This window comes from Phenylobacterium koreense (assembly GCF_040545335.1).
Classification (GTDB): domain Bacteria; phylum Pseudomonadota; class Alphaproteobacteria; order Caulobacterales; family Caulobacteraceae; genus Phenylobacterium; species Phenylobacterium koreense.
The window spans coordinates 1,193,621-1,214,865 of sequence record NZ_JBEPLU010000001.1 but is presented as its reverse complement, the minus strand read 5'-3'; the positions used below and the strand labels follow the sequence as shown (position 1 = coordinate 1,214,865).

The window sequence follows — 21,245 nt, the reverse complement described above, 5'->3', positions numbered from 1 at the left end:
TAGATCCTCCCCGGCTGGGTGAGGTGGTTCGGCGCAAAGCGACGAGACGGAGCCGCCGCCAGGCGGTTTCAGCCTCGGCGTCAAGGCGCATATGCGATTTTCTCCCCCATTCATGGGGGAGGGGGACCGTCCATAGGGTGGTGGAGGGGGCGAGCGGCGCGCACGGAGCTCGGGGCTTGCCCCCTCCACCGGCTGCGCCGGTCCGCCTCCCCCGCTCCGCAGGGGAGGAAAGGAGCTACGGCCTCAGCGTCGTCCCCTTCAACCTCACCTTCACTCGCGGCCCCAGCGCCTCGGCCGAAGCCCCGACCGCCACGGCGATCTCGCCCTCGTCCACGCGCCAGCCGGGCAGGGCGGCGTCGTAACTGGCCAGCAGCCGCGGGTCGGCGGTCACGCTTACGGTCCTGGTCTCGCCCGGCGCCAACGCCACTCGCGTCCAGCCGACAAGCCGCTGGCTCTCCTGGCCGTGCGCGCCGGTGACGAACGCGTAGACCTGCGGCGTGTCGATCCCGGCCGCTGCGCCGGTGTTGGTCACCTCGAAGCTGACGCTCAAGCCGTCGCCGCCTTCCGCCGTCGGCCGCCCATGCGAGAAGCTCGTGTAGGAAAGCCCGAAACCGAACGGGAACAGCGTCTTGCGCCCGGTCTTGGCGAACCAGCGATAGCCCACGTCCGCCCCCTCCGGATGCGGAACCGAGAACCGCCCCTTGTGCTGCTGCACGCCTTCGAAGCTGGTCGGCAAGGTCTTTCCCTCCACCGGCGGGCCGAAGATCATGCTGGGGATCTCCGGCCGCACCAGGTCACTCACATCTCGCGGGAAGCTGATCGGCAGCCGACCCGAGGGGTTCGTCACGCCGAACAGGATGCGCCCGATCGCCTCGCCGCCGCGCGTGCCGGGATACCAGGCCTGCAGCACGGCGGAGACCTGATCCAGCCAGGGCATGAGCACCGGCGTCCCGGTCTCCAGCACCACGACGATCTTGCGATTGACCGCCGCCACCGCCGTGATCAGCTCGTCCTGGCCGTTCGGCAGCGAAAGCGTTGGCAGGTCCTCGGCCTCCGTCGCCCACTGGTCGGCGAAGACGATGGCGAGATCGGCCTCGGCCGCCGCCGCGGCGGCGGACTTATGATCCGTACCCGGATTATAGCTCACCTGCAGGTTCTGCGCCCGCTCCTGAATGGCCGCCAGCGGCGCCGATGGATGGTAGGTGACTTGCGAAAAGGCCGAGGAAGGCCCCATCGACACCTTGAGTTCCAGCCCCGCTCCGCCGACCGGGATCACCTGCGAGGACCCGCCGCCGGACAACACCCCGACGTCCGCATGGGCGCCGATCACCGCGATCTTTCGAACGCCTTCTCCGATCGGCAGCGCGCCGTCGTTCTTCAGCATCACGATCCCGGCCTCAGCCGCGGCCTGGGCGATGGCGCCATTGGCCTTGTAGTCGATCTCTCGCCGCTCGGCCGGGCGGTCGAACACGCCCTTGTCGATCAGGCTGCGCAGGATGCGGTGGACCATATCGGCCAACCGCTCGAACGGGACTTCGCCCTGCTCAACCGCGGCCTTCAGAGCTGCGCCGAAATAGACCTCGCGGTCGAGCTGCTCGCCGCTCTCCTGGTCCAGGCCGGCCAGCGCCGCCTTGACCGTGGAATGCACCGCGCCCCAGTCGCTCATTACCCAGCCGCGGTAGTCCCAGTCGCGCTTGAGCACCTGGTTCAGCAGGAAGTCGTTCTCGCCCGCCCACTCGCCGTTCACCCGGTTGTAGGCGCACATGACCGAGCCTGGATCGCCCCTCTCGATAGCGATCTGGAAAGCCAGCAGATCGCTCTCCCGCAGGGCTCCCTCGTCGATCTCGGCGTTGACCACGTGCCGGCAGGTCTCCTGGTCGTTCAGGGCGAAGTGCTTGATCGTGCAGACGATGTCGTTCGATTGCGCCCCGGCGATCGCCTCGCCGGCCAGCACCCCGGCCAGCAGCGGGTCCTCGCCCAGGTACTCGAAATTGCGGCCGCAGCGCGGCTCTCGGGTCAGGTTGACCCCGCCGCCCAGCAGTACGTTGAAGCCCTTGTCCCGCGCCTCGGACCCGACCATCGCCCCGGCCCGATAGGCGAGTTCGGGATCCCATGTGGAGGCCAGCGCCAGGCCGGAGGGCAACCCCGTCGCGCCGTCTCCCGGCCGGACCTTCCGGGGGTTGGCGATCCCCAGGCTCGCGTCGGTCTCGTTCAGGGGCGGTATGCCCACCCGCGGCACGCCAGGAATGTAGCCCGCGCCCATGGCCGCATCGCCCGGCGGGGTGTCCAGCATCGCCGGCATCGGCCCGTGGACCAGCGAGATCATCTCGTCGAGGGTCAGCGCCTCGACCAGCAGCCTGGCCCGCTCGTCCGCCGACAGCGCCTTGTCCATCCAAGGCTGCATCAGGCCGCCGCTTCCGGCTTCAGCGTCTCCCGAAGCTGGCGCTTGAGGAACTTGCCGCTGGCGTTTCGCGGCAGCGGATCGTTCAGGAACCAGATGTACCGGGGGATCTTGTGCCGGGCGAGCAAGCCGCCAAGGTGGTCGCGCAGCTCATCGGCGGTCAGCTCCATGCCCGGTCGCAGCACCACGGCCGCCCCGACCTCTTCGCCCAGCCGCTCGTCGGGCGCCCCGAACACCGTGGCCTCGGCCACCGACGGATGTCGAAAGATCGCCGCCTCGACCTCGGCGCAATAGACGTTCTCGCCGCCGCGCAGGACCATGTCCTTCTTGCGGTCGACGATGAAGATGAAGCCGTCCTCGTCGATCCGGGCGACGTCGCCGGTGTGCAGCCAGCCGTCGGTGATGGATTCGGCCGTCGCCTCGGGCCGGTTGATATAGCCCTTGATGACCGGCGCGCCCTTGACCCACAGCTCGCCGACCTGGCCGGGCGGCACGGTCTCGCCGTCGTCGTCGACGCACTTGACCTCGAAGCTCGGCATGGCCGGGCCGCAGCTCTCTGGCTTGTCCACGAAGAAGTCGGCCGAGACTGCGGTGATGATCCCGCTGGTCTCGGTCATGCCGTATCCGGTGTTCGGCCGGGCGGTCTTCACCTGGCCGTCGATCTTGCCGACTAGGTCCGGCGGCAATTGCGCGCCCCCTCCGCCGAGGGTCATCAGGCTGGAGGTGTCGGTGGTTTCGAAGTCGGGGTGGTTGATCAGCTCGCGGGCCATGGTCGGCACGCCGCTCATGGCGGTGATCTTCTCCCGCTTGATCAGCCTCAGGGCCTCGCCGGCGTCCCAGCGGTACATCAGGACGAGTTTGCCGCCCGCCGCCGTGGTGGCGTAGGCTCCGCAGTTGTTGGCGGTCACGTGGAACAGCGGCGTGGTCAGCAGGCCTGCCGGGATCGGCGCGGCGGCCGGGTTCGGAGCCACCCCCGTCGCCTTGGCCACGGCCAGTCCCTGCACCTGGGCCGAGAAGCCCATGTTCAGCAGGTTGGCGATGCAGCCGCGATGGGTGAGCTGCGCCCCCTTCGGAACCCCGGTCGTGCCCGAGGTGTAGAAGATGCAGGCGTCGGCGTCCGGATCGACGCTCACCTCCGGCATGGCGCCGCCGCCGGCGATCACCTCGGCATAGGGGATCACACCGGTCGGCGCTTCGGTCCGCACGGCCACCACCTTGGCGCCTCCCGTCATCGACGGGCGCTCCAGGATGCGGGCCAGGCGCTCGGCGTCGGCGAAGATGACCTTGGGCGCGGAGTCCTGCAGCGCGTACTCCATCTCGTCGGTCACCCACCAGGCGTTCATGCCCACCGCCGCGACGCCGGTGGAGACGCAGGCCCAGTAGATCAGCAGCCATTCGGGATAGTTGCGCATGGCGATCGCCACCCGGTCGCCCGGCTTCACGCCCTGTTCGAACAGCCAGGCGGCGATGGCGTTCACCTGCGCGTGGGCCTGCGCATAGGTCAGCCGATCCTGGTCGTAGACCAGGTAGTCGCGGTCGCCATAGGCGGCGGTGGAAAGCCAAAGTTCTCGCACCGACGGCGGCGCGTTCTTGAACATGCGGATCATGTTTCCGCGCACCGGGATCTCGACGACCTCGAAGGGCGCGCCGGGCGCCGTCAGTTCCGACCAGGCCTCTTTCAGCTCGCGATAGTGCATGGGCTCCCCAATGTCGTTGTTCGGCGAGGGGTCTTCGTCGCCGGCTGAGCAACACGACAAAGGCCGACGTTACGGAACGCAAGAGCCTTTGATCCGAGATAGCCTCGCCCAAGCTTGATTCCACGCCCCCAGGACGCGAATGACCCAGCCCCTCCGCATCGTCGGACTCTCCGGAAGCCTCCGCCAAGCTTCCCTCAACGCCCACCTGCTGCGGGCCGCGGCGCGCCTGGCGCCGCCGGAGCTGCAGATCGAGATCGGGACGATCCGCGGCGTCCCGCTCTACGACGCCGACGTCGAGGCGCAGGGCATGCCTGCCGAGGTCGAGGCGCTGAAGGACGCCATCGCCGGCGCCGACGGGCTCTTCCTGGTGACGCCGGAGTACAACAACTCCATCCCCGGCGTGTTCAAGAACGCCATCGACTGGCTCAGCCGCCCGCCGGCCGACATTCCGCGCGTCTTCGAGGGCAAGCCGGTCGGGTTCATCGGCGCCTCGCCGGGGGGCTTCGGCACGATCCTCAGCCAGGAGGCGTGGCTCCCGGTCCTGCGCACCCTTCGGACCGCTCCCTATTTCGGCGGCCGGCTGATGGTCTCGCGCGCCCACAAGGTGTTCGACGACGCCGGCGCCATCCTCGACCCGGTCATCGAGGAGCAGTTGCGCGACTACATGCGGGGCTTTGCCGCCTACGTCGCGGCGCAGAAGGCCGGCCGCGGGCTCTAGGCTTCGCGCGCCACCGCCCCGCAGGCCGCCAGCAGCCGCTCGCGCACCAGTCCGCGGACGGACAGCCCCGCCACCGGCGCCAGGATCGGGCAGCGCACGGCGTCCTGCTCGATCACGGCGGGCAGGGCGCCCCGCGCCTTGGCCGGGATCGCCGCCAGGGCCCGCTTCTCCGCCTCGCCCAGCCGGGCGGCGTGGCCGGTCAGCGGCGCGACGCTCATCGGAAAGTCCGCCGTCAACTCGAAGCGGCCGTCCCACACCGCCGGCCGCCCCGGCTCCAGCGTCAGCTCCGCGCCGCCGCCGCGTCCCAGCTCGCGCATGAACCGCACCACGCCCTCGCCGGCCTCTATCCGCGCTCCGGCCAGGGTGGCGACGCCGTCCTTTTTCGACGCGATCAGGCTTGCGATCCGCGCCAGCCGCTCGCCCCGCGGCGGCCGGCTCGACCCGCCGGCGCACAGGCAGGCCGCCGCGACCAGCCGGCCGGGCAGGCCCTCTCGCGGCAGGCTGACGACGCCCCCCGCATCGACCGCCGCCTCCAGCGCGCGCCTGGCGAGATCCTCCGGCAGCGCTTCCGGCTCGGCTCCGCCTTCCCGCCCCGCCGCACGCGCCCTGGCCCGCGCGAAGCGCAGATCGTCATTAGACGGATCATCTATCCAGCGCTCGCCCCGTTCGCTCAGCCAGGCTCGCAGTTCGGTCCGGCCGATCTCCAGCATCGGGCGCAGCAGGAACATCCCGCGCCCCTCGGGCCAGGCCGGGGAGGGCGCCCATTCCCGCGGCGAGGGCGTGGTCGAGCCCGCCGCCCGCATGGCGGCGGCCTCCCGCAGGTCGTCGGCCGTGTGGCCCAGCAGGACGACGCTTGCCCCGGCCTCCCGCGCGGCCTGGGCCAGCAACCGGTGCCGGGCGGCCCTTGCGGCGGCCTGCAGGCCCTGGGCCGGTTTCTCGCCTTCCCAGGCCAGCGCTCGAAAGCCAAGCCCCAGCCGTTGGGCCAGCGCCGCGCAATCCCGGGTCCAGGCCGCGCTCTTCGGATTGATCTGGTGGTCCACGCTGAGGACCAGCAGCCTGCGGCCATGAGCGGCCGCCCACTGCGCGGCCATCAGGGTCAGGGCGCGGGAATCCCCGCCGCCGGACAGGCCCACCGCCAGCGGTGCGGCCGAGCGGGCGTTCAGGCGCCGGTCGAGGACGGCGTGGACTTGCTCGGAAAGCGCGTCCGTCAGGCCGCGCACTTAGCCTGGCCGCGGGCCTGGGCCGCACGGCTCTGCACGCCGGCCGGCGCGTTCGGATAGCGCTTGGAGAGCTCGGCCAGGGTGGCGCAGGCGTCGCTCGGCTTCTTCAGCGCGATCAGCGAGCGTGACAGCTCCAGCACCGCGTCCGGCGCCCAGCTCGTCTTCGGCCAGCCACGGATGGCGGCGATGTAGACCCCGGCCGCATCGGCGTGCGCCCCGCGCGCGCTGAGCGTCTTGCCCAGCCAGTAGCGGGCCTCGGGCGCCTTGGCGTTGTCGCCATGCTGGTCCACGAAGTCGCGGAAGCCGGCCTCGGCGGCGGCGTAGTCCCCGGCCAGCATGGCCTGCCGCGACTGGCTGAAGGCCTCGCCCGCCGGCAGCCCCGCGCTCGGCGAAGGACCGCCGGCCAGTCCGCCGCCCAGGCCGTCAGGCGCGACGGTGTCGGCCAGGGCTCGGCTCTCCAGCCCGGCGATGCGGTCGTTCAGCGCCTTGTTCTCAGCCCGCAGGGTCTCGGCGTCCCGCTTGGCGAGGTCCGCCTGGCGGACGGCGTTCTCGAGCTCGCCGTTCATGCGGGTGACCGCCTGCTCCAGGTCCGCCATCCGGCGCGACACTTCCTGCAGTTGGTAGTCGGTCTCGGCCGGCTGCACGACCACCGGCTTTCCGGAGTCGCGGCCCTGGAACACGATCGACCGCAACTCGCGCACCACCTGCTCCATCTTGTCGACCCGGCGCGCGTCGCGGGCGTCCAGCGGGTCGATCGGCGTCTGGGCCAGGGCGGTCGTGGAGACGAGGGCGAGGGCGAGCGGCAAAGCCAGGCGGGCGAGCTTCATGGAGGGCATCATCTGTGGGACGGACGGCCAAAATGGGGCTTCCCCGCCCATAGGCCAGCGGATGGAGCCAGCCGGCGGAGGAATGCAGAAGAGGGGACCCGAAGGCCCCCTCCCACGATGTCCAGACGGGCCTTACTGGGCGCCGCTGGTGATCGCGGTGTGGGCGTTCCGGTTCTTTTGGAACGCTTCCTCGTCGGAGCCTTCAGCGATCGGACGCTCCTTGCCGAAGGAGACGGTCGAGATGCGCGAGGGCGCGACGCCGCGCTGGACCAGGTACTCGCGCACCGAGTTGGCGCGACGTGAACCGAGGGCCAGGTTGTACTCGCGGGTGCCGCGTTCGTCGGCGTTGCCTTCGATGCGGACCTGCACGTTGGGATAGCGCACCAGCCAGGCGGCCTGGGCGTCGAGGATCGGGGAGGCGTCGGCGCGGACTTCGTACTGGTCGAAGTCGAAGAAGACGCGGTCGCCGACGTTGACGACGAAGTCCTGGGTCGAGCCCGGAATGACCGACGAGGTCGGGGGCGGCGGCGCGGGCGCAGGCTCCGGAGCCGGAGCAGGGGCCGGCGCCGGCGCCGGTTCCGGCGCGGCCGGCTTCGGCCGCGAGGCGCAGGCCGTCACCGAAACGGCGGCGGTCGCGACGAGCGCGAGTCGAAGGGCGTGCTTGATACTGAAGCTCTGCACGAGGCTTCTCCTATTCATAGAGTTACGACGACGGCGGGTCCCCACAGCCAGTTTCAGCTTCTATCCGGGTTTTTTGACACCGGACATTTGAAAAGGCCGCGAAAGCGGGAAAATTACACCTAACAAGACTTTAATTCAGGAGCGGCGACCAAGCCGGGTCCGTCCCTGAGCCCGGGTACGGCGCAGGCCGCAGAATCCGGCCCGTCACGTCCACAGTCCACAAACGCGGTCCAGCTCCAGGCGTTTCACGACTGAACATCAGAACTCTGCCGTTGGGCGCCCAGGTGGGGCCTTCGTCGAGGTAGCTGCTGGTCAGAATCCGCTCGTCCGACCCGTCGGGGCGCATGATCCCGATATGGAATTCGCCGCCGGTCTGCTTGGTGAAGGCGATGTATTCGCCGGTCGGGCTCCAGACCGGCGTAGTGTAGCGGCCCTCGCCGAAGGAGATCCGCCGGCTTCCGCCGCCGCTGGCGCCCATCACATAGAGCTGGGCCGTGCCGCCGCGGTCGGAGTTGTAGACGATCTGCGAGCCGTCCGGAGAGAAGGAAGGCGAGGTCTCGATCGAGGCGTCGGTGGTCAGGCGGCTGGACGAGCGGCTGCGCAGGTCCATCACATAGATGTCGCTGTTGCCGGCCCGCTCGACCGAGAAGGCCACCCGGCCGCCGTCCGGCGAGAACCGCGGCGCGAACACCATGCCCGGGAAGTTGCCCAGGGTCTCGCGCCGCCCGGTTTCCAGGTTGAACAGGTAGATCGACGAACCGTCCGGCCGCAGGGCCATGTAGGTGATCTCCTGGCTGGTCGAGGAGAACCTGGGCGTCATGACGATGTAGGAGCCGTCGGTCAGATAGCTCGGATTGGCCCCGTCCTGGTCCATGATGGCCAGTTGCTTGCGGCGGTTCAGCTTGCCGCCGCTCTCGGAGACGAACACCACGCGGGTGTCGAAATAGCCCTTCTCCCCGGTCAGCCGCTCATAGACAGCATCGGAGATCTTGTGCGCCACCCGCCGCCAGTTGTCCGGCGTCGAGGTGAACTGCAGGCCCAGGAGCTGCTGCTCGGAATAGACGTCCCACAGGCGGAAGTTCACCGTCAGCCGGCCGCCCTCGACGGTCACCTGGCCGTTCACCAGGGCCTGGGCGTTGATCGACTTCCAGTCGGGGAAGCGCGGCTGGACGTTCACATCCATGCCCTGCTCGATATAGGCGCTCTGCGGGATCGGGGCGAACAGGCCGGACCGCTCGAGGTTGCCGGTGATCACCTGAGCGATCTCGGCGCCCTGCTGGCCGCCGAACGCAGGGATCGCGATCGGCATCGGCTGCACCTCGCCGCGGTTGATGTCGACCTCGACCTGGGCGTGGGCCGCAGGAGGCAGGGCTGTGGTCGACAGGAGCGTCGCCGCGATGGCCAGGGCCAGGGTCTTCAGGCGCATGGGACGGATCTCCATTTAGGAACAGGCGTCTCTGGTGTTGAAGTTCAGAATGATCGGGTCGCCGTAAAAGCTGCGAGGCACGTTCGGAAAGGGCGCTGCGGCGTAGACCGCTCGGATCGCCCGCTCGGCGGCGGCGCGGACCACGGCGTTGCTGGAGCGCTCGGCCCCGCCCGCGGTCACCTCGCCGACCACGCGGCCGCCGGTCCCGAGCGTCACGGAGAGCTTCAGCTTGACGTCGCGGCCGCCCTCCACCGCGCAGTTCGGGTTCCAGCGCCGCTCGATCTCGCCGCTCATGCCGGAGATGGCCGCGGCGGCCTGGCCGGTGCCCAGGTCAGGGCGCGCCTGCTGGGCCGTGGCCGGGCGCGAAGGGCCCTTGGCGGCGGAGGAGCGCTGCCCTCCGCTCTTGGCGACGCTGGCGGCCAGGGCGTCCAGGTCCAGGCCCTTCTCGGCCTTGGGCGCAGGCTTGGCCGGAGTCTTGGCGGCTGGCTTGGGCGCGGGCTTCGGCGTCGGGGCCGGTGCGGGCTTGGCCTGCGGCGCTGGCTGGGGCGCGGCCTTCGGGGTCGGCTGCGGCGGGGTTGGGACCGGCTGCGGCTCAGGCGCGGCCGGCGGGGTCGGGGCGTCCGGGACCGGCTCCTCGGTCTGGGCCGGCAGCTCCTCGGGACCCTCGACCGCGGGGGCGAGGTTGGTCGAGGGCGCGTTGGCCACGATGTTGATCGGCACGGCGCTGCCCATGGGAAGCTCCTTGCCCCACGGCCACCCGATCAGCGCGACCGCGAAGATCCCCACGTGCAGCAGGGCGGAGGCGACCATCGCCCCGGAAAATTCGGACCGTTCACGGGCCATCGGCGCCTCAGCGCTGTTCGCCGCCCGACGACGGTCCGCCGGTGTCGGTGATCAGGTTGATGCTGGTGAAGCCCGAGGTCGACAGCGCCGCCATCACCTGGGCCACGACCTGATAGGAGGCGCGCCCGTCGGCCCGCACATAGATCGGCTTGGCCTGGTCGTCGCCGGCCATGGCCCGCAGCCGCGGCGCCAGGCTCCCGAACGGCACCGCGTCCTCCTGGATGAACACCGAGCCGTCCTGGCGGATCGAGACCGTCAGCGGCTCCTTGGGGTCTTCCATGGCCCCGGCCTCGGTCTTCGGCAGCTCGATCTCCACGCCGCTGGTCAGCAGCGGGGCCGAGACCATGAAGATGATCAGCAGCACCAGCATCACGTCCACCAGCGGGGTGACGTTGATCTCCGACAGCGCGCCGCGGCGCGCCCGCCCGCGGCGGCGGCGCGAGGCGGCCGGTGCGGAAAAGGCGTCGTGCGAGGAAAGCGCCATGGCCCTTAGCCCCGCTCGGCCAGGCGGCGCTGGATGGCGGTCGAGAGGTCGTCGGCGAAGCCCTCCAGCCGGCCGGCGTAGCGGCCCGCGTCGGTGGAGAACTTGTTGTAGGCGATATAGGCCGGGATGGCGGCCATCAGGCCGATGGCGGTGGCGAACAGCGCCTCGGCGATCGACGGCGCTACGACCGCCAGGTTGGTCGACTTCTCGACGGCGATGGCCTGGAACGCCTTCATGATCCCCCAGACGGTGCCGAACAGTCCGACGAAGGGCGAGGCGGTGGCGACGATGGCCAGCGAGCCGAGCCCGTTCTCCACCCGCGCGCTCTCACGGGCGATGATGTTGTCCAGCGAACGGTCGATGCGCTGGATCAGGAAGGCGGTCTGGTTCTCGCTGATCAGGCCCCGCTGGCGCGCGTCGCGCCATTCCTTCAGCGCGCCCTGCAGCATGCGGGGCAGGGCGGCGGTGGGCCGCTCGCCGGCTTCGGCGGCGATGTCCTCCAGCGGCCGGCCGGACGAAACCTTGTCCTCGAAGTCGTTGGCCTGCCGGTTCAGTTTGGTCAGCCGCACGGTCTTGTCGATGATCACGGTCCAGGACCACAGCGAGGCGAGGATCAGCCCGACCATCACCAGCTTCACGACCCAGTCGGCGCGGATGAACAGGCTGATGAAGCTGAAGCTGTCAGCGGTGATCGGGGCGGCTTCCATGCTCTCCTGGGACTCCGTTTGGTGGCGGCGCACGACTTTCAAGCCGCGCCCGGTGGCGAACTTAAGGCCGTGCGGTCTGGTTAACCGGCTTCTAACGCCGAAATAGTGAAGGCGCCTTTACGGAAACCTTAAGCAAACAAGGGGCGGAGGGTTTCCAGCATGCCCGCCGGCGGTTTGCGCGGCCGGCCCTGCAGGTCGATGCAGGCGGCTTCCACCTTGGCCGCGCAGACCAGCTCCTCGTCACGGGTGATTCGCTGGCTGATGAACAGCCGCGGCCCCTTGGCGGCGTCATAGGTGGTCCGCACCGCCAGGGCGTCGTCGATCCGCGCCGCCCGCTTGAACTCCAGCTCCATGCGGACGATGGCGAAGGCCGCCGGGTCATCCCGGTCCAGCAGGTCGGCGTGATGGACGCCCGCCACCCGCAGGAAGTCCGAACGCCCACGCTCGAAATAGCGGACGTAGTTGGCGTGATAGACGACGCCGGTGAAGTCGGTGTCCTCGTAGTAGACGCGCACCGGCAACACATGCTCGCGCCCGTCGATGACGCCGGCGGTGGGGATCGGGGTCTGCATGCCCGCAAGCATTACGGGCGCAGGCGCATCTTGAACAGCCGCCCACCTTCTCCCTCCCCGTCGGGGGAGGATCTCGTTGCCCTTCTCCCGCAAGGGGAAGGGCGCGAGCCCCTACTCCACCTGCCCGACATCGCGCACTGCGCCGCGGGCCGCGTTGGTGGTCAGGGCCGCATAGGCGCGCAGGGCGGGGGAGACCGTCCGCTGCCGGCTGGCCGGCTTCCAGGCGGCGGCGCCCTTGGCCTCCATGGCCGCGCGGCGCTGCGCCAGCACCGCGTCCGGCACGTCCAGCTTGATCACGCGCTTGGGGATGTCGATGACGATCCGGTCGCCGTCCTCCACCAGGCCGATGGCGCCGCCCTCGGCCGCCTCGGGGGAGACGTGGCCGATCGACAGGCCCGAGGTCCCGCCGGAGAAGCGGCCGTCGGTGATCAGGGCGCAGGCTTTGCCAAGCCCTTTCGATTTCAGGTAGCTGGTCGGGTACAGCATCTCCTGCATGCCCGGCCCGCCCTTTGGGCCTTCGTAGCGGATGATGACCGCGTCGCCGGCCACGATCTTGCCGGTCAGGATGGCGCTGACCGCCGCGTCCTGGCTCTCGAACACCCGCGCCGTTCCCTCGAAGGTCAGCAGCTCTTCGTCGACCCCCGCGGTCTTCACGATGCAGCCGTCGTCGGCCAGGTTGCCCGCCAGCACCGCCAGCCCGCCGTCCTGCGAGAAGGCGTGCTTGGCCTCGCGGATGACGCCGCCCTGCCGGTCGAGGTCCAGCTCCTTCCAGCGGCGGTCCTGGCTGAACGCCATCTGGCTTGGAACCCCGCCCGGCGCGGCCTTGAAGAAGGTCTGCGCCGTCTCGCTGTTGGTCCGGCTGATGTCCCAGCGCTCCAAGGCCTCGCCCAGGGTCTTGCTGTGGACGGTGGGCAGGCCGGTGTGCAGCAGTTCGGCCCGGTCGAGCTGGCCGAGGATCGCCATGATGCCGCCGGCCCGGTGGACGTCTTCCATGTGCACGTCGGCCTTGGCCGGGGCGACCTTGCACAGGCACGGCACCTTGCGCGACAGCCGGTCGATGTCGGCCATGGTGAAGTCGACGCCCGCCTCGTGGGCCGCGGCCAGCAGGTGCAGCACGGTGTTGGTCGAGCCGCCCATGGCGATGTCCAGGCTCATGGCGTTCTCGAAGGCCTCGAACGAGGCGACCGAGCGCGGCAGCACCGAGGCGTCGTCCTGTTCGTAGTACTTCTGGGCCAGGTCCACGATCAGCCGGCCGGCCTCCAGGAACAGCCGCTCGCGGTCGGCGTGGGTGGCCAGCACCGAGCCGTTGCCCGGCAGCGACAGGCCCAGGGCCTCGGTCAGGCAGTTCATCGAATTGGCTGTGAACATCCCCGAGCAGGAGCCGCAGGTCGGGCAGGCCGAGCGTTCGATGGCCGCGACCTCCTCGTCGCTGATCTTGTCGTCGGCGGCCGCGACCATGGCGTCGACCAGGTCCAGCGCCACTTCCTTGCCCTTCAGGACCACCTTGCCGGCTTCCATCGGCCCGCCGGAGACGAACACCGTCGGGATGTTGACCCGCAGCGAGGCCATCAGCATGCCGGGCGTGATCTTGTCGCAGTTGGAGATGCAGACCATCGCGTCGGCGCAATGGGCGTTGACCATGTACTCGACGCTGTCGGCGATCAGTTCGCGCGAGGGCAGGCTGTAGAGCATGCCGTCGTGGCCCATGGCGATGCCGTCGTCCACCGCGATGGTGTTGAATTCCTTGGCCACGCCGCCGGCCCGTTCGATCTCGCGCGCCACCAGTTGGCCCAGGTCCTTCAGGTGGACGTGGCCCGGCACGAACTGGGTGAACGAGTTGACCACCGCGATGATCGGCTTGCCGAAGTCGCTGTCCTTCATGCCGGTGGCGCGCCACAGGCCGCGCGCGCCGGCCATGTTGCGGCCATGGGTGGTGGTGCGGGAACGATAGGTCGGCATGGCGGAACCCTCAGGCAAATCTCGCCAACCAGATAGCCAATCGCCGGCTCATGGTGAAATATATTAGGGCGTGCTGATTAAGTCGCTCGGGATATAAGTCATGGATACCCGCCAGCTCCGGCACTTCCAGGCGGTGGCCGACACCCTGCACTTCGGGCGGGCGGCGCAGCAGCTCGGCATGACCCAGCCGCCGCTCAGCCAGTCGATCATGGCGCTGGAGCGCGAACTCGGCGCCCCCCTCTTCGTCCGTACACGGCGCAGCGTCGCCCTGACCCCATTCGGCGCCCAGTGGCTGGTCCACGTCCGCGCGGCCCTGGACGGCCTGGGCCGCCTGCCGGAGATCGCCCGCCAGCTCCGCGACGGCGAGGCCGGGGCGCTGGAACTCTCCTTCGTCAGCACCGCCGACTACAGCATCCTGCCGACCCTGGTCCGCCGCTATTCGGCCCTCTATCCCGAGGTCGAGATCGCCCTGACCGAGGCGACCAGCGACGTTCAGATCGCCACCCTGCTGGACGGCCGCGGCCATGCCGGCATCGTCATCCCGCCGGCCGACGCCGCCCTGCCGCAGGAACTCGCCTACCGCCGCCTGCTGGTCGAGCCCCTGATCGCCGCCGTGCCCGAAAGCTGGATCGAGGAGGGACGCCTGGCCCATTCCGGCGACCGCCTCGCGCCCGAGGCGCTGGACGGCGCGCCGGTCATCATCTTCCCGCGCCGCTCTGCGCCGGCCTTTTACGACCTGGTGGTGTCGACCCTCACCGCCATCAGCGGCGGGGCGCGGATCGTCCAGGAGGCGATCCAGATGCAGACCATCATCAGCCTGGTCTCGGCCGGCCTCGGCGTGGCGCTGGTCCCGGCCTCCTTGCGCAATCTCGCCCGCACCGGCGTCCGCTACATGCGCCTGCCGGGCGAGGGGCCCTATCTCGAAAGCGGCGTCGTCTGGCGCGCCGCCGACACGACCCCGACCCTGGCCCGCTTCCTGGCCGTGGCTCAGCCCTGAGCTACTCGTCGAACAGCGTCGGCTGGCCGCCGGGCGTCGGCTGCGGCGGCGGGGTCAGGCCCAGGTGCGCATAGGCCTTGGCGCAGGCGATCCGCCCCCGCGGCGTGCGCTGGATGAAGCCCTGTTGCATCAGGAACGGCTCGATCACGTCCTCGACCGCGTCCCTGGCCTCGGCGATGGCGTAGGCGATGGTCTCCACCCCCACCGGCCCGCCGCCGTAGTTCTCGATCATCGCCTGCAGGTAGCGGCGGTCTAGGGAATCCAGCCCGGCCTGGTCGACGTCCAGCCGCGCCAGCGCCCGGGCTGCGGCCTTGGCGTCGATGATCTCCACCCCATCGGCGTCGGCGAAGTCGCGCACCCGGCGCAGCAGCCGCCCGGCCACCCGGGGCGTCCCGCGCGAGCGGGCGGCGATCTCCGCCGCGCCGTCGGCTCCCAGGGCGAGCCCCATCTTGGCCGCAGCCCCGCTCAGCACCTTGCCGAGCTCGGCGTGGGTGTAGAACTCCAGCCGCAGCGGAATGCCGAACCGGTCGCGCAGGGGCGTGGCCAGCAGGCCCGCCCGCGTCGTCGCCGCCACCAGGGTGAAGGGCGCCAGGTCGATGCGGATCGATCTTGCCGAAGGCCCTTCGCCGATCACCAGGTCGAGGACGTGGTCCTCCATGGCCGGATAGAGGATCTCCTCGACGTTCGCCGCCAGCCGGTGGATCTCGTCGATGAACAGGACGTCCCGTGGCTCCAGGTTGGTCAGGATCGCCGCCAGGTCCCCGGCCTTGGCCAGCACCGGTCCCGAGGTCGCCCGGAAGTTCACCCCCAGTTCGCGCGCCACGATCTGCGCCAGGGTGGTCTTGCCCAGGCCCGGCGGCCCGAACAGCAGCACGTGGTCCAGCGCCTCGCCGCGCGACTTTGCCGCCTCGATGAAGACCTTCAGGTTCCCCTTGGCCTGCTCCTGGCCGACGAACTCGGCCAGAGTCTGCGGCCGCAGCGCCTTGTCGTGCCCCTCGAACGGCTGGGCCTCGCCGGAGACGATGCGGGTCACCGTCCCAGCTCCTGCAGGCCGGCCTTGATCAGCGCCGGGATCGTCGCGTCGTCGCCCAGCCGCAGGGCGGCCTGTTCGACCACTCGGCGGGCGTTGATTTCGGCGACGCCCAGGCCGAGCAGGGCGGCGACCGCCTCGCCGACGTTGCTGGGGGCGGGCGGCGCGGCGGGCGCGTGGAACGCGGCCACCGGACCGTCGGTGAGCTGCTTGTCCTTCAGCTCGGTGATCAGCCGCAGGGCGAGCTTGGGGCCGACCCCGTTGGCCCGGCCGAGCGCGGCCTTGTCCTCGCGCGCCACCGCGCCGACGAGCTCCGCCGGCGACAGCACGTCCAGCACCGCCAGGGCCGCCTTCGGCCCCACGCCCTGGATCGCCAGCATGACCACGAAGGCCCGCCGCTCGTCGCGGCCGAGAAATCCGTAGAGCTTCAGCCCCTGGGCCTCGGACCAGATGCTCTCCACGTGCAGCACCGTCTCCTCGCCCAGCGCCGGCAGGTGGCCCAGTGTGCGCGATCCGCAGCGGACCACATAGCCGACCCCGGCCACGTCGATCAGGGCCTCTTCCTCGCCGATCTCGGCGACCAGCCCGCGCAGCCGCCCGATCATGCGGCCGCTCCCAGGCGGCGGACCTTGCGGTGGTGGGCGTGGGCGATGGCCACCGCCAGGGCGTCGGCGGCGTCGGCGGTGGTCTCTCCGGCCGTCGGCAGCAGGCGGCGGATCATGAAGCCGACCTGGTCCTTGTCCGCGCCCCCGGTCCCGACCACCGACTTCTTGACGACGGTCGCCGCATACTCGGCCACCGGCAGCCCGGCCCGCGCCGGCACGATCATCGCCATGGCCCGCGCATGGCCCAGCTTCAGGGCCGAGGCGGCGTTGTTGTTCATGAAGGTCTCTTCCACGGCCGCCTCGTGCGGCCGGTGCCGCTCGACCACCTCGCTGATCGCCTCGAACAGCGCCAGCAGCCGCTCGGAGAACGGCAGGCTGTCCTTCGGCGCGATCACTCCGTGCGCCACGTGGCTCAGCCGCGCGCCCTCGACGGTGATTACGCCCCAGCCCGTGCGGCGCAGGCCAGGGTCGAGGCCGAGGATGGTCAGGGGGGCAAGCATGGGAATCGGCGCGTTCGTCATCTGTTCCGGCAGTCGTACAGGACGTCGGCGAGGTTAAGCAAACGTTGAGGGGGAGCGACGGCCCGCCCCTTATACCGTCAAGCTTAACGCCAAAGCTGAGCTGTAGTCGGCGCAGCGATTCAAACAACGCAGCCGGATGGGGCGGGATGTGAACCCCGGAATAGGCCTTCAAGCGTAGCTGTAGCCGAGATGTCGGGCGTCGCCGGACGCTCTCGTCGAGATCGTGTTGCTTCTCGTCGGCCCGGCGTTTCTCGCCGTTTACGCGAATGATCCGTGCCCGCGCCGGTAAATGGTAAACAACTGTTGACTTCAAATAACACAGGTATCCAAATTCCGCGGCCAGGACGCGCGCCGCTCGGGGCGCGCGTGGGCGGGAGCTTCCACGATGAGAGTGAGAAACCTGTTGTTGAGCTCGGCTGTCGCCGCGGCCGCTCTGTTCGGCGCCTCTGCGGCGTCGGCCAGCACCTGCGTCGGCAACTGCGGGACTTTGGGGCCTAACGGCGATGTCACCGCGCCGCCGGAAGGCGGGCCGAACTACGGTTACGTCTCCACCGTCAACGGCGTCGATGGGGTCGGCCAGATTGCTGGCGTGGGCGGGACCAACGGTTCCGAATTCATCAGCGATGTCTTCGGCGCCCAGGCCGGCGATCCGCTCGCCTTCTACTTCAACTACGTCACGTCCGACGGTTCCCAGTTCACCGAATACGGCTTTGCCGAGCTGTTGACCGCGGCTGGTTCGCACGTCGCATACCTGTTCACCGCGCGAACGACGCCATCGGGCAACACCAGCCCGGGTTTCGGCTTGCCGGCCAACAGCGCCACCCTGACGCCGGCCACGACTCCGATCGTCGGCGGCGCGCCTGAATGGTCCGCCCTCGGCGGCCACAGCAACACCTGCTTTGGACCAGGCTGCGGCTACACCGGCTGGATCAAGTCGGTCTACAACATCGGTGACACCGGCAACTACAAGGTCAAGTTCGGCGTCACCAATTTCCTTGATGAAGATTACGATTCCGGGATGGCCTACGCCGGCCTGACGATCGCCGGCGAGCCGATCGGCAACGCCGTTCCCGAACCCTCGACCTGGGCGATGATGCTGCTCGGCTTCTTCGGCCTGGGGTCGGCGTTGCGCCGCGGCCGCCGCATGGCGGGCGTAGCGGCAGCCTAAGAGTCCCGAGCCGCATCAGACCCGATGCGGCTCGAGGGGCTGGGGGAAGGTTCCCGCCCGGTCGCCCTTGCCGGGCGGGAACTCCTCCGCGTCAGCGGGGTTCGTCCTCCATGCCAACAAGAAGGACGGGCGAAGCCATGGACTATCGATTCTACCTGCTCAACTCGGCTGGCAAGTTCGCGGACGTCGAGGAATGGAACTGTCCTTCCGACGTGGCCGCCATGGAGCGCGCCGCCCGCCACGACCACGCCTATGGCGCTGAACTCTGGCGTGGCGAAAAGCGCCTCAGCACCTTCTCCGGCCCGATGACCCCCCGCCCCGCGGAGACCTCCCGCGCTTAGGGCGACATGGGTAAAACGTGCGTGTCATCCCGGCTTCGGCCCCAGGCCGAAGACCGGGGCCCATGAATCAGGCCGCGCCGTTCTCAGGCGGCGGCGCGCACGTGGCCGCGACTCCTCTTCGTCGCGGCCGGGTCGCGAAGCGACGCCCCGCTATCCCCGCTGCGCCCAGAACCGGAACGCGTCCCACCCCGCCTGGATCGCCCCCCGCGGCAGGCCGACGAGGTCGGTGATCGCCAGGGCCGGAGCGAAGATCACCGCTGACGCGCCGGGGATGAAGAAGATCGCCAGGAACAGCCCGATCATCGCCAGGCCCTCGATGGGCCGCATCGCCTGCCTCACGCCGTCCGGCAGGAACGGCCGGATCACGCCATAGCCGTCCAGCCCCGGCACGGGCAGCAGGTTCAGCACGAAGGCGGTCGCCTGCAGGAAAGCCAGGAAGGCCAGGCCTTCCACCAGCATGGCCGCGCCCGGCGTAGCCAGCGCCGAAAGGGCGACGCCCCAGGCGATCGCGGTCAGCAGCACCAGCACGCACAAGGTCCCCAGCGGCCCGGCCAGGGAGGCCAGCGCCCGCCAGCCGCGGCTGCGCATCAGGTCCTCGCGCAGATAGACCGCCCCGCCCGGAAAGCCGATTCCGCCCAACACCACCGCCAGGATCGGGATGACGATCGAGACCCCGACATCCACGTACTTCAGCGGGTCGAGGGTCAGGTAACCCTTGGCGCGGATCGTATGGTCCCCGGCCTTGTGGGCGATGAAGGCGTGGCCGAACTCGTGGGCCATGACCGCCAGCACCCAGCCCAGGATCACGAAGACGAAGGTCAGTATCCGCCCGACCATCTCGCTGGGCGCCAGCGCCAGGGCGACGCCGGAGGCGATCCAGCCGGCCAGCAGGATCAAGGCGTTGGGGCTGATCGGCGGACGCTCGGTGATCGTCGCCTCGCTCATCGGCGCTTCACCGCGGCGGCAGGCTCTCGTGCGGGTCGAAAGGCGGCTGGGGGCCCGATGATATCGCTCATGTCCAAGTCTTGGTCCGGTCGCTCTTCAGGTTGTTCTGGAGTACGCATTTTACGCAGGTCTATTAGGTGATTACCTAGCTTGTCTCTCGCGGCGCCTGTGTTTTCATAGGTCAGGTCCTCCAGAGAAGCCGTATGCCGGAATATACCTTCTCTTGCCGTAACCACCTGGGCGAGACATTCGATACCCGTACGCTGCTCTGTCGGGACGACGAGCACGCGCGCGAGTGCGGCCGTTCCCTCCTTGCCCTTGGCTATCCGGTGGTCATCTGCCTGGGCGGCGACGTCGTGACGACCCTGCAGCCCGAGATGAGCGAATTCAACGCCTGGCTGCGCGCCTTCATGTTCCCGGCCGGGGTCGTGCTGAGGGTTGGGCGCCTGCGAAAGGAGCCTTGAGCAGCTCTCCGGCCCTCGCCAGGCAGGCCCGCCCGAAGGCGTTCCGCTCCTCGTTCGACATTTTGTCGACCACCTGGCCCATCGCCTGCCGGGTGATCGGGCCGGAGGTCGCGCTCAGCCGCCCGATATAGACCCCGTAGGCCGCTATGGTCGCCGACAGCACCTGCTCCTGCGGCTTGGCCGACGCCTTGGCCCCTTCATAGGCCACGGCCAGCAGGCCCGCGCAGCCTAGGTCGCCCTCCCGCGTGCCGAACCTGGGCGAAGCGGCCTCCGCCGCCCCCGCGATCAGGCTTCCGGCCAGCACCCCTGCGATGATCCTAGCGAGCATGTGCGGTCCTCTCTCGGCTTCGGCGAGACGTTTTATAGGCCGGAATGAACCCCCCGTCCCGCCGACGCGGAGACCTTCTCCCTCCGCCGTCGGGCTAGGCTCTGGAGGCGAGGACGGGGCTCAAGCGCGTCCCCAAGACCCGCTTTCCCTTGCGTCCGCCCGCGGGGCGTGGGAGGACCCAAGGCAAACAATTGTTTAATTCATTGGGAGAAGACGGATGAAGGCGGCTGTCTATTACGAGAACGGCGGTCCAGAGGTTCTGCGTTACGAGGACTTCCCCGACCCCAGCCTCCACCCCAAGGGCGTGATCATCAAGGTCGAGGCCATCGCCATCGAAGGCGGCGACACTCTCAACCGTTTCCGCGGCCCGCTGATGACCAACCCGCACGTGGTCGGTTACCAGGCGGCCGGCGAGATCGTCGCCGTCGGCGCCGAGGTCTCGCACCTGAAGGTCGGCCAGAAGGTCGCCACCGTGAACAACTGGGGCAGCCACGCCGAGCTTCGCTCTGTTCCCGCCCGCAACTGCTGGATCATCCCTGACGGCTTCGACGTGAAGAAGGCCGCGGCGATCCCGGTCACCTTCGGCACTGCCGACGATTGCCTGTTCGAAGCCAGCCGCCTCAAGGCCGGCGAGACCGTCCTCGTCCAGGCCGGGGCCTCCGGCGTCGGTGTGGCCGCCATCCAGCTCGCCAAGCGCGCCGGCGCCACGGTGCTCGCCACCGCATCCTCGGACGAGCGGCTGGAGCGCCTGAAGCCTCTCGGCCTCGATCACGGCATCAACTACGCCCGCGAGGACGTGGTGAAGGAGGTCATGCGCCTCACCGACAAGAAGGGCGTCGACGTGGTCGTCGACTCGGTCGGCGGTCCCACCTTGCAAGGTTCGATCAACGCACTGGCCTATCGCGGCCGGGTCGCCATGGTCGGCGCCGCCGGCCGTGAGCCGATGGTGGTCGACGTCGGCACGATGATGGGCGGCAACCGCCAGCTCCGCGGCGTCTTCCTCGGGGCCGAGATCATGACCGACCGCGTCCACGACAACGTCCAGCGCCTGATCGACGAGGCCGCCCGCGGCGAACTGGAAGTCGTCATCGACAAGGTCTTCCCGCTCTCGGACGCCGCCGGCGCCCACGCCTACATCGAAAGCCGCGCCGCCGTGGGCCGCGTGGTCCTCGTGCCGTAAGAACCGCGCCCTGACATCAAGTGTCATCCCGGAAAGTGCGTAGCGCTTGTGCGGGATCCATACGCGCCGCCCATTCCGGATGGATCGGTGTGTATGGGTCCCGGCCTTCCGCTTCGCTGCAGCCGGGATGA

At 69.6% G+C, this 21,245-nt stretch carries 22 protein-coding genes; 6 read left to right on the top strand and 16 right to left on the bottom strand.

Features of this window, described 5'->3' with window-relative positions; genetic code table 11:
* Window positions 1-235: 235 nt before the first annotated feature.
* Both ABID41_RS06020 and ABID41_RS06015 read right to left on the bottom strand, forming a co-directional pair.
* On the bottom strand, window positions 236-2,404 hold the full coding sequence (locus tag ABID41_RS06020) for a beta-glucosidase (protein WP_331932596.1): 2,169 nt from the start codon (window positions 2,402-2,404) through the stop codon (window positions 236-238).
* On the bottom strand, window positions 2,404-4,098 hold the full coding sequence (locus ABID41_RS06015) for a class I adenylate-forming enzyme family protein (RefSeq protein ID WP_354297296.1): 1,695 nt from the start codon (window positions 4,096-4,098) through the stop codon (window positions 2,404-2,406). Before ABID41_RS06015 ends, ABID41_RS06020 begins: the two co-directional genes overlap by 1 nt.
* Window positions 4,099-4,237: 139 nt before the next feature.
* Here ABID41_RS06015 and ABID41_RS06010 point away from each other — a divergent pair, with 139 nt between their 5' ends.
* Complete coding sequence (locus ABID41_RS06010; protein ID WP_331932594.1) at window positions 4,238-4,816, top strand: NADPH-dependent FMN reductase; 579 nt, start codon at window positions 4,238-4,240, stop codon at window positions 4,814-4,816.
* Here ABID41_RS06010 and tilS read toward each other — a convergent pair.
* From tilS to ilvD, 9 genes are all read right to left on the bottom strand, one after another.
* The gene (tilS, locus tag ABID41_RS06005) at window positions 4,813-6,036 is read right to left on the bottom strand and encodes a tRNA lysidine(34) synthetase TilS (protein ID WP_354297295.1); all 1,224 of its coding nucleotides are present in this window, start codon (window positions 6,034-6,036) and stop codon (window positions 4,813-4,815) included. The two genes, ABID41_RS06010 and tilS, sit on opposite strands and share 4 nt — an antisense overlap.
* Entirely contained in the window at window positions 6,024-6,863 is an 840-nt protein-coding gene (gene ybgF / locus ABID41_RS06000) for a tol-pal system protein YbgF (RefSeq protein ID WP_354297294.1), read from the bottom strand. Before ybgF ends, tilS begins: the two co-directional genes overlap by 13 nt.
* A gap of 132 nt (window positions 6,864-6,995) precedes the next feature.
* Window positions 6,996-7,562: a peptidoglycan-associated lipoprotein Pal gene (gene pal / locus ABID41_RS05995; RefSeq protein WP_354297293.1), complete on the bottom strand. Its 567-nt coding sequence runs from the start codon at window positions 7,560-7,562 to the stop codon at window positions 6,996-6,998.
* Window positions 7,563-7,674: 112 nt separating this feature from the next.
* Window positions 7,675-8,970, bottom strand: coding sequence for a Tol-Pal system beta propeller repeat protein TolB (gene tolB, locus ABID41_RS05990; protein WP_331930251.1), 1,296 nt, complete (start codon window positions 8,968-8,970; stop codon window positions 7,675-7,677).
* Window positions 8,971-8,985: 15 nt separating this feature from the next.
* A complete protein-coding gene (locus tag ABID41_RS05985; protein ID WP_354297292.1) occupies window positions 8,986-9,813 on the bottom strand; it encodes an energy transducer TonB in 828 nt (275 codons plus the stop codon).
* 7 nt (window positions 9,814-9,820) lie between these two features.
* Window positions 9,821-10,297, bottom strand: a complete 477-nt coding sequence (locus ABID41_RS05980; RefSeq protein WP_354297291.1) for an ExbD/TolR family protein — start codon at window positions 10,295-10,297, stop codon at window positions 9,821-9,823.
* Between the two features lie 5 nt (window positions 10,298-10,302).
* Window positions 10,303-11,004, bottom strand: a complete 702-nt coding sequence (gene tolQ, locus ABID41_RS05975) for a protein TolQ (protein WP_331932226.1) — start codon at window positions 11,002-11,004, stop codon at window positions 10,303-10,305.
* Between the two features lie 128 nt (window positions 11,005-11,132).
* Entirely contained in the window at window positions 11,133-11,576 is a 444-nt protein-coding gene (gene ybgC / locus ABID41_RS05970) for a tol-pal system-associated acyl-CoA thioesterase (RefSeq protein ID WP_331932225.1), read from the bottom strand.
* 111 nt (window positions 11,577-11,687) lie between these two features.
* Window positions 11,688-13,535: a dihydroxy-acid dehydratase gene (gene ilvD, locus ABID41_RS05965; protein ID WP_331932224.1), complete on the bottom strand. Its 1,848-nt coding sequence runs from the start codon at window positions 13,533-13,535 to the stop codon at window positions 11,688-11,690.
* A gap of 100 nt (window positions 13,536-13,635) precedes the next feature.
* Between ilvD and ABID41_RS05960 the strand changes: the two genes are divergently transcribed.
* Window positions 13,636-14,532 carry a LysR family transcriptional regulator gene (locus tag ABID41_RS05960; protein WP_354297290.1) on the top strand — a complete coding sequence of 299 codons (897 nt, stop codon included), beginning with the start codon at window positions 13,636-13,638 and terminating at the stop codon, window positions 14,530-14,532.
* A gap of 1 nt (window position 14,533) precedes the next feature.
* On the opposite strand, the gene ruvB is transcribed toward ABID41_RS05960, so the two are convergent.
* The 3 genes from ruvB to ruvC are packed head-to-tail and all read right to left on the bottom strand — an operon-like array spanning window position 14,534 to window position 16,667.
* Complete coding sequence (ruvB, locus tag ABID41_RS05955) at window positions 14,534-15,565, bottom strand: Holliday junction branch migration DNA helicase RuvB (protein WP_354297289.1); 1,032 nt, start codon at window positions 15,563-15,565, stop codon at window positions 14,534-14,536.
* On the bottom strand, window positions 15,562-16,167 hold the full coding sequence (gene ruvA / locus ABID41_RS05950) for a Holliday junction branch migration protein RuvA (RefSeq protein ID WP_354297288.1): 606 nt from the start codon (window positions 16,165-16,167) through the stop codon (window positions 15,562-15,564). Before ruvA ends, ruvB begins: the two co-directional genes overlap by 4 nt.
* Window positions 16,164-16,667: a crossover junction endodeoxyribonuclease RuvC gene (gene ruvC, locus ABID41_RS05945; RefSeq protein WP_331929180.1), complete on the bottom strand. Its 504-nt coding sequence runs from the start codon at window positions 16,665-16,667 to the stop codon at window positions 16,164-16,166. Before ruvC ends, ruvA begins: the two co-directional genes overlap by 4 nt.
* A 406-nt stretch (window positions 16,668-17,073) precedes the next feature.
* Between ruvC and ABID41_RS05940 the strand changes: the two genes are divergently transcribed.
* Window positions 17,074-17,856, top strand: coding sequence for an NF038132 family protein (locus tag ABID41_RS05940; RefSeq protein WP_331929181.1), 783 nt, complete (start codon window positions 17,074-17,076; stop codon window positions 17,854-17,856).
* A gap of 137 nt (window positions 17,857-17,993) precedes the next feature.
* The gene (locus tag ABID41_RS05935; RefSeq protein ID WP_331929183.1) at window positions 17,994-18,197 is read left to right on the top strand and encodes a hypothetical protein; all 204 of its coding nucleotides are present in this window, start codon (window positions 17,994-17,996) and stop codon (window positions 18,195-18,197) included.
* A 150-nt stretch (window positions 18,198-18,347) separates the two neighbouring features.
* On the opposite strand, the gene ABID41_RS05930 is transcribed toward ABID41_RS05935, so the two are convergent.
* Window positions 18,348-19,142 (bottom strand): site-2 protease family protein, encoded by a 795-nt coding sequence (locus ABID41_RS05930; protein WP_331929185.1) that lies wholly within the window; start codon window positions 19,140-19,142, stop codon window positions 18,348-18,350.
* Between the two features lie 203 nt (window positions 19,143-19,345).
* Here ABID41_RS05930 and ABID41_RS05925 point away from each other — a divergent pair, with 203 nt between their 5' ends.
* On the top strand, window positions 19,346-19,606 hold the full coding sequence (locus ABID41_RS05925; RefSeq protein ID WP_331929186.1) for a diacylglycerol kinase catalytic domain-containing protein: 261 nt from the start codon (window positions 19,346-19,348) through the stop codon (window positions 19,604-19,606).
* Here the strand turns inward: ABID41_RS05925 and ABID41_RS05920 are convergent.
* A complete protein-coding gene (locus tag ABID41_RS05920) occupies window positions 19,551-19,934 on the bottom strand; it encodes a hypothetical protein (protein ID WP_331929188.1) in 384 nt (127 codons plus the stop codon). The genes ABID41_RS05925 and ABID41_RS05920 overlap by 56 nt on opposite strands.
* A 217-nt stretch (window positions 19,935-20,151) precedes the next feature.
* Here ABID41_RS05920 and ABID41_RS05915 point away from each other — a divergent pair, with 217 nt between their 5' ends.
* A complete protein-coding gene (locus ABID41_RS05915; protein ID WP_331929189.1) occupies window positions 20,152-21,114 on the top strand; it encodes a quinone oxidoreductase family protein in 963 nt (320 codons plus the stop codon).
* Window positions 21,115-21,245 lie beyond the last annotated feature (131 nt).

Excerpts from the sequence above, each read along its gene's own strand:
- ABID41_RS05985 (WP_354297292.1), bottom strand. The coding sequence starts at position 9,813 with ATGGCCCGTGAACGGTCCGAATTTTCCGGGGCGATGGTCGCCTCCGCC.
- ABID41_RS05920 (WP_331929188.1), bottom strand. The coding sequence starts at position 19,934 with ATGCTCGCTAGGATCATCGCAGGGGTGCTGGCCGGAAGCCTGATCGCG.
- ruvA (WP_354297288.1), bottom strand. The coding sequence starts at position 16,167 with ATGATCGGGCGGCTGCGCGGGCTGGTCGCCGAGATCGGCGAGGAAGAG.
- ABID41_RS05930 (WP_331929185.1), bottom strand. The coding sequence starts at position 19,142 with ATGAGCGAGGCGACGATCACCGAGCGTCCGCCGATCAGCCCCAACGCC.
- ABID41_RS05940 (WP_331929181.1), top strand. The coding sequence starts at position 17,074 with ATGAGAGTGAGAAACCTGTTGTTGAGCTCGGCTGTCGCCGCGGCCGCT.
- ABID41_RS05980 (WP_354297291.1), bottom strand. The coding sequence starts at position 10,297 with ATGGCGCTTTCCTCGCACGACGCCTTTTCCGCACCGGCCGCCTCGCGC.
- ybgF (WP_354297294.1), bottom strand. The coding sequence starts at position 6,863 with ATGAAGCTCGCCCGCCTGGCTTTGCCGCTCGCCCTCGCCCTCGTCTCC.
- ABID41_RS06010 (WP_331932594.1), top strand. The coding sequence starts at position 4,238 with ATGACCCAGCCCCTCCGCATCGTCGGACTCTCCGGAAGCCTCCGCCAA.
- ybgC (WP_331932225.1), bottom strand. The coding sequence starts at position 11,576 with ATGCAGACCCCGATCCCCACCGCCGGCGTCATCGACGGGCGCGAGCAT.
- ABID41_RS05935 (WP_331929183.1), top strand. The coding sequence starts at position 17,994 with ATGGACTATCGATTCTACCTGCTCAACTCGGCTGGCAAGTTCGCGGAC.
- ABID41_RS05915 (WP_331929189.1), top strand. The coding sequence starts at position 20,152 with ATGAAGGCGGCTGTCTATTACGAGAACGGCGGTCCAGAGGTTCTGCGT.
- tolQ (WP_331932226.1), bottom strand. The coding sequence starts at position 11,004 with ATGGAAGCCGCCCCGATCACCGCTGACAGCTTCAGCTTCATCAGCCTG.
- ABID41_RS05925 (WP_331929186.1), top strand. The coding sequence starts at position 19,346 with ATGCCGGAATATACCTTCTCTTGCCGTAACCACCTGGGCGAGACATTC.
- ABID41_RS06015 (WP_354297296.1), bottom strand. The coding sequence starts at position 4,098 with ATGCACTATCGCGAGCTGAAAGAGGCCTGGTCGGAACTGACGGCGCCC.
- ilvD (WP_331932224.1), bottom strand. The coding sequence starts at position 13,535 with ATGCCGACCTATCGTTCCCGCACCACCACCCATGGCCGCAACATGGCC.
- ABID41_RS06020 (WP_331932596.1), bottom strand. The coding sequence starts at position 2,404 with ATGCAGCCTTGGATGGACAAGGCGCTGTCGGCGGACGAGCGGGCCAGG.
- ruvC (WP_331929180.1), bottom strand. The coding sequence starts at position 16,667 with ATGCTTGCCCCCCTGACCATCCTCGGCCTCGACCCTGGCCTGCGCCGC.
- tolB (WP_331930251.1), bottom strand. The coding sequence starts at position 8,970 with ATGCGCCTGAAGACCCTGGCCCTGGCCATCGCGGCGACGCTCCTGTCG.
- pal (WP_354297293.1), bottom strand. The coding sequence starts at position 7,562 with ATGAATAGGAGAAGCCTCGTGCAGAGCTTCAGTATCAAGCACGCCCTT.
- ABID41_RS05960 (WP_354297290.1), top strand. The coding sequence starts at position 13,636 with ATGGATACCCGCCAGCTCCGGCACTTCCAGGCGGTGGCCGACACCCTG.